At 34.5% G+C, this 487-nt stretch carries 1 protein-coding gene; it reads left to right on the top strand.

Features of this window, described 5'->3' with window-relative positions; genetic code table 11:
• On the top strand, positions 1-487 hold a 487-nt coding region (locus ASJ81_RS15215; RefSeq protein WP_141241761.1), incomplete at both ends, for an IS66 family transposase.

Here is a 487-nt window from a genome sequence, read left to right as displayed (position 1 = left end):
AATAGAGCATTCTTTGAACTGCTGCAAAGAGTGTGGACATACCCTAGAGGATGTTGAAGCTTATGAGAAAAGACAGGTTTTTGACATTCCGCCTGTAAATCTTATTGTTACAGAACATCGAAGTCAGATTAAGATCTGTCCTTGCTGTGGAAGATTAAATAAAGCTGAATTTCCAGAATCAGTAAATTCTCCAGTTCAATATAGCCGTAATATCTTAGCTTCAGCAATTTACTTTAAAAATCACCATTTCATTCCTTACGAAAGGATTTCGGAATTGTTTAATGATGTAATGGGGATAAAAATTTGTTCTGCTACCATTATTAAAGCAGAAAGAGAATGTTTCCAGAATCTTGAAGAATTTGAAAACCTAATTCGAGAAAAGGTAATAGCTTCTCCTGTTATCCATTGTGATGAAACTGGAATGAAAGTTCAAGGAAAAAGACACTGGCTTCATGTAGCTTCTACTGACAAATACACCTGTTATTTT

The sequence above is a fragment of the Methanosarcina spelaei genome, from assembly GCF_002287235.1.
Classification (GTDB): domain Archaea; phylum Halobacteriota; class Methanosarcinia; order Methanosarcinales; family Methanosarcinaceae; genus Methanosarcina; species Methanosarcina spelaei.
This window is presented reverse-complemented; position numbering and strand designations above follow the sequence as displayed.